Annotated in this window: 3 protein-coding genes; 2 read left to right on the forward strand and 1 reads right to left on the reverse strand. The window is 60.1% G+C overall.

Going from position 1 to position 4,517, the window contains the following annotated elements; genetic code table 11:
• On the reverse strand, window positions 1-963 hold a 963-nt coding region (locus tag ABX749_RS23280), incomplete at its 3' end, for an Rnase Y domain-containing protein (RefSeq protein WP_372898100.1).
• 311 nt (window positions 964-1,274) lie between these two features.
• Here ABX749_RS23280 and tilS point away from each other — a divergent pair.
• On the forward strand, window positions 1,275-2,330 hold the full coding sequence (tilS, locus tag ABX749_RS23285) for a tRNA lysidine(34) synthetase TilS (protein WP_372898101.1): 1,056 nt from the start codon (window positions 1,275-1,277) through the stop codon (window positions 2,328-2,330).
• A gap of 139 nt (window positions 2,331-2,469) precedes the next feature.
• On the forward strand, window positions 2,470-4,517 hold a 2,048-nt coding region (locus ABX749_RS23290; RefSeq protein ID WP_372898102.1), incomplete at its 3' end, for an FAD-dependent oxidoreductase.

Below are 4,517 nucleotides of genomic sequence, written 5' to 3' on the forward strand. Positions count from 1 at the left end.
GACGTCGACTTCATCGGCCGCCTCACGTCCCTTTTGAATGATCAGCTCGTTGATCTGTTGTTTGGTTTCTTCGACGACCTCTTCGATCTTTGACGGATGAATGCGACCGTCGGCGATCAAGTTGGCCAGGGAGCGACGTGCGATTTCGCGGCGAACCGGATCGAACCCGCTGACGATCACCACACCCGGTGTGTCGTCGATGATCACGTCGATGCCGGTGGCTTTTTCAAACGCGCGGATGTTGCGTCCTTCGCGGCCGATGATCCGGCCCTTCATGTCGTCGGTCGGAACGTCGACGGTGCTGGTCGTCGAGTCGGCGGTGTAGGCCGAGGCGTACCGCTGAATCGCGGTCAGCAACATTTCGCGGCTCTTTTCCTTGATCGTCTCGTTGATCTGCTTCTTTTTCTTCAGCAACAGCTTCCCGCGTTCGTGTTCCAGTTCCTCGTCGAGCGCTTTCATCAATTGCTCGGCGGCTTCGGCTCGGGTCATCCCCGAGACCGCTTCGAGAACCTTTCGTTGCTTGCGTTCGAGCGTCTTCAGCTCGTCGCGTTGTTCGGCGAGCGATTTGAGTCCCGCGTCCAACCGTTGCTGGCTGTTTTCCAGCCCGCGTTGCTGCTTGCGTAAGTCCGCCTCCTGGTTGTCCAGCTGTTCGGCTCGGCGATCGAGGGTCTGTTCTCGGCTCAATTGCAGACGCCGAGCTTCGGCCAGTTCGGCCTCTCCCCTGGTCTTGATTTCCAGTGCTTCTTCCTTGGCCTCCAGCAGAATCTGTGTCTTCAGCGCCTCGGCTTCGCGATTCGCCTCGTCCATCAACTTGTCAGCTTTTTCCGCCAGCCGAATCTTGTAGGCGGCGGCTTTCCAGCGTTGATACCCCATCATCAACACTGCACCGGCTAAGACGCCGGCGAGTGAATACAGAAAGAAAAGTTCGTCGAGAAATGATGCGAGGGGCAGGACGTGGGGCAAGGGAGCCTCGGATAGCATATGAATTGCGCAGTCGCGTTCGGGCAGTCACGCTCGTGCAGGTGCGCTCAGGTGGATGGAGGAGACCGGTCGACGAGGTGACGATCGCAGGTGAAAACTCGGCGACGGTTCGAGGAAGATCCTACCAAATTTCCTTTCGCCGTGGGTGGTTGGTTGGGCAGCCACACCGGTTGCGATTGCCGGCCGTGATTCTGCGGCTGAGTCTCCGGGGTCCCCCCGAATCGGATTGTTTTTTACAACTATGCGCCCGCCCGGCCAGGCCACCAGACCGGCTTTCTCCAGCCCCTGATTCCATGACCAATCCACCTCCCTGGCAGAACGTTCGCGACGCGATCGAATCGGCGTGGCCGGCGTCGGGTTATCGGGATCTGGGCGTCGTGGTCGGTTGTAGCGGGGGTGCCGACAGCGTCGCGCTGCTGCGGTCGCTGGTCGAATCGGTCCGCCAACCCGCCGCCCCCTCGCCGCCGCGGGGCTTCCTCGTCGTCGCTCATTTCAACCACCAGTTTCGCGGCCGGGAATCCCACGCCGATGCCGAATTCGTCCGGCAATTGGCCGGTCAACTCGCGGTGCCGCTGGAAACGGAATGTGGCCAGGGGGCGGAGCAAGACGAGGAGTCTGCGCGGAATGATCGCCGCGAGTTCTTTCGCACCGTCATGCGGCGACACGGTGCCCGCTACTTGGCCCTGGGACATTCCCGCGACGACAACGTTGAAACCGTCTTGTATCGGCTGATGCGTGGAACCGGACCGGCGGGGATGGCGGGGATCGCGTCCTTTCGCCCCTTCTCGGACGATCCCTCGGGTAGCGATTTTGTGATCGCGCGACCGATGCTCGACCTCGGCCGCGACCAGATTCGCGAGGCCCTGCGGTCGATCAATGCTCCCTGGCGAGATGATGCCTCGAACCGATCCAACGCGTATCGGCGGAATTGGATTCGAAACGAGTTGCTGCCGACCATGCAATCACAGTTTCCCCAGGCCGTTCCCGCCATCGCCCGCGCGGTCCAAGGCCAACGCCAATGGCTCGACGCCTTGCAGCCGGTCATCGATCGCTGGTTGGCGACGGTGCAAATTCAGGAAAAACCGCTCACGCTGCGACGCTTGGATCGAATCGGCGGCGAGGCGGAAACGGATCCCACCGCCACACCGCTGCGGGACCAAGCCGTCGCGATCGAGGCCCTGCGGCGGTGTTGGCAGCGATCGGGATGGCCGCTCCGGGACATGGGCCAGTTTCATTGGACGCGCGTTTTCGAAATGCTCTGCGGTCGCGGCCCCGATGCTTTGACGTTGCCCGGTGCGGTCGAAATCCGTCGCGATCCGGAATCGTTGACGCTGGTCCGGCGTCACTGAGCATGGACTAGACTACCGTCTGCCTGAGTTTCTCTGCCTGGGCCTCGCTGCCTGGGCCGGCCGGACGTGTTGATTCGCTCGGCGCGCCGGACCGCGACACCCCACCCTTCCTGTCCTTCTTTCACCAAGACATCCGCCCATGAAAACGAAATTCTTGATCGCGTTGGTTCTCGCAATTCTTCCCCAGGGTTTGGCGGATGCCGCCGAGCCGGCCACGGCGGACGTGGTGATTTATGGCGGAACCTCGGCTGCGGTAACCGCCGCGGTGCAGGTCAAGCAGATGGGCAAGTCGGTCGTCATTGTCTGTCCCGACAAACACCTCGGTGGTCTTTCCAGCGGCGGGCTGGGGTGGACCGACACGGGTAAAAAAGAAGTCATCGGCGGATTAGCCCGTGACTTTTATCATCGGATTTATCTGGAATACCAAAAACCGGAAGCATGGAAATGGCAGTCCCAAGACAGTTACGGCAACAAGGGACAGGGCAATCGAGCGATCGACGGCGAGAATCGGACGCAATGGATCTTTGAGCCCCACGTCGCCGAGAAAGTCTTCGAAGACTACGTGAGCGAGTTCAACATTCCGGTGCACCGCGACCGCTGGCTGGACCGCCAATCGGGCGTCGAAGTGGTGGACGGCAAAATCGCCTCGATCCGCATGCTTAACGGCGAAACCTATCGCGCCAAAGTGTTTTTGGACGCCACCTACGAAGGGGATCTGCTGGCGGCCGCCGGCGTCCCCTATCACGTCGGCCGCGAGTCCAGTGCACAGTACGGCGAAAACTGGAACGGGGTGCAAACCGGAGTCTTGCATCACCAGCATCACTTCGGCGATCTGCCACCGATCAGTCCGTACCAGACGCCTGGAGACCCTAGCAGCGGCGTCCTGCCACGGATCAGCACCGATCCGCCCGGTGAGAAAGGTGCCGCCGATCACCGAGTTCAAGCGTATTGCTTTCGAATGTGCTTGACCGATCATCCCGACAACCGTGTCCCGTTTGCCAAACCCGACGGTTACGACCCGTCACAGTACGAGTTGCTCGCGCGCATTTATCAGGCCGGCTGGGATCAGACGTTTCGCAAATTTGATCCGATCCCGAATCGAAAGACCGACACGAACAATCATGGTCCGATGAGCACCGATAACATCGGATTCAATTACGACTATCCCGATGCCTCGTACGAGCGCCGCCGCGAAATCATTCGCGAGCACGAAACGTATCAAAAAGGGTGGCTCTATTTTCACGTCACCGACCCGCGCGTTCCCGAAGAGATTCGCACGAAGATGCAATCGTGGGGGTTGGCCGCGGATGAATTCACCGACAACGGCAACTGGCCGCACCAGATCTACGTGCGTGAAGCGCGGCGGATGATCGGCCAGTATGTGATGACCGAAAACGAGTTGCAAAAACGACGTGCGACGCCCAAGTCGGTCGGAATGGGGTCGTATTCCATCGATTCGCACAACGTCCAACGCTACATCACGCCCGAGGGCCACGTGCAAAACGAAGGGGATATCGGTGTGTCGACCGGCGGTCCGTACCAGATCTCCTATGACTCTCTGATCCCCAAGCGATCCGATTGCACCAATTTGCTGGTGCCGGTCTGCGTCTCCAGTTCGCACATCGCGTTCGGCTCGATTCGGATGGAACCCGTCTTCATGATTCTCGGTCAAAGTGCGGCAACGGCGGCCGTGCTGGCGATTGAAAATGGATCCGACGTCCAGGATGTCCGCTACGAAGCGTTGCAAGAACGGCTTTTAGCCGATGGTCAGGTGCTCGAGTACGAAGGCAGTGACAGCGGCGGCGCGGGGTTGCGGCCCGGTGATTTCTCCGGGGTCGTGTTGGACAACACGTCGGCGAAACTGGAGGGCTCATGGCAGACCAGTCAAGCCAACGGTCCGCATTTCTTGACCGGCTATCTGCATGATTCCAATGCGAACAAAGGCAATGCCCGCGCGGCGTTTGAAATCAAGCTCGATGCCGGAACCTACGATGTGCAAGTGGCATATCCGGCCAACAACAATCGGGCGACCAATGTTCCGGTCCAGGTCACACATGCCGATGGGACCGATTCGCTGATGCTCAATCAGCGAAACAAACCGGCGATCGAAAACGCGTTCAGCTCGCTGGGGCGATTCCGCTTTGATGCCACACAACCGGCCCGCGTCGTGATCGGCAATCAGGCCAC

The sequence above is a fragment of the Stieleria sp. genome (assembly GCF_041595215.1).
Classification (GTDB): domain Bacteria; phylum Planctomycetota; class Planctomycetia; order Pirellulales; family Pirellulaceae; genus Stieleria; species Stieleria magnilauensis.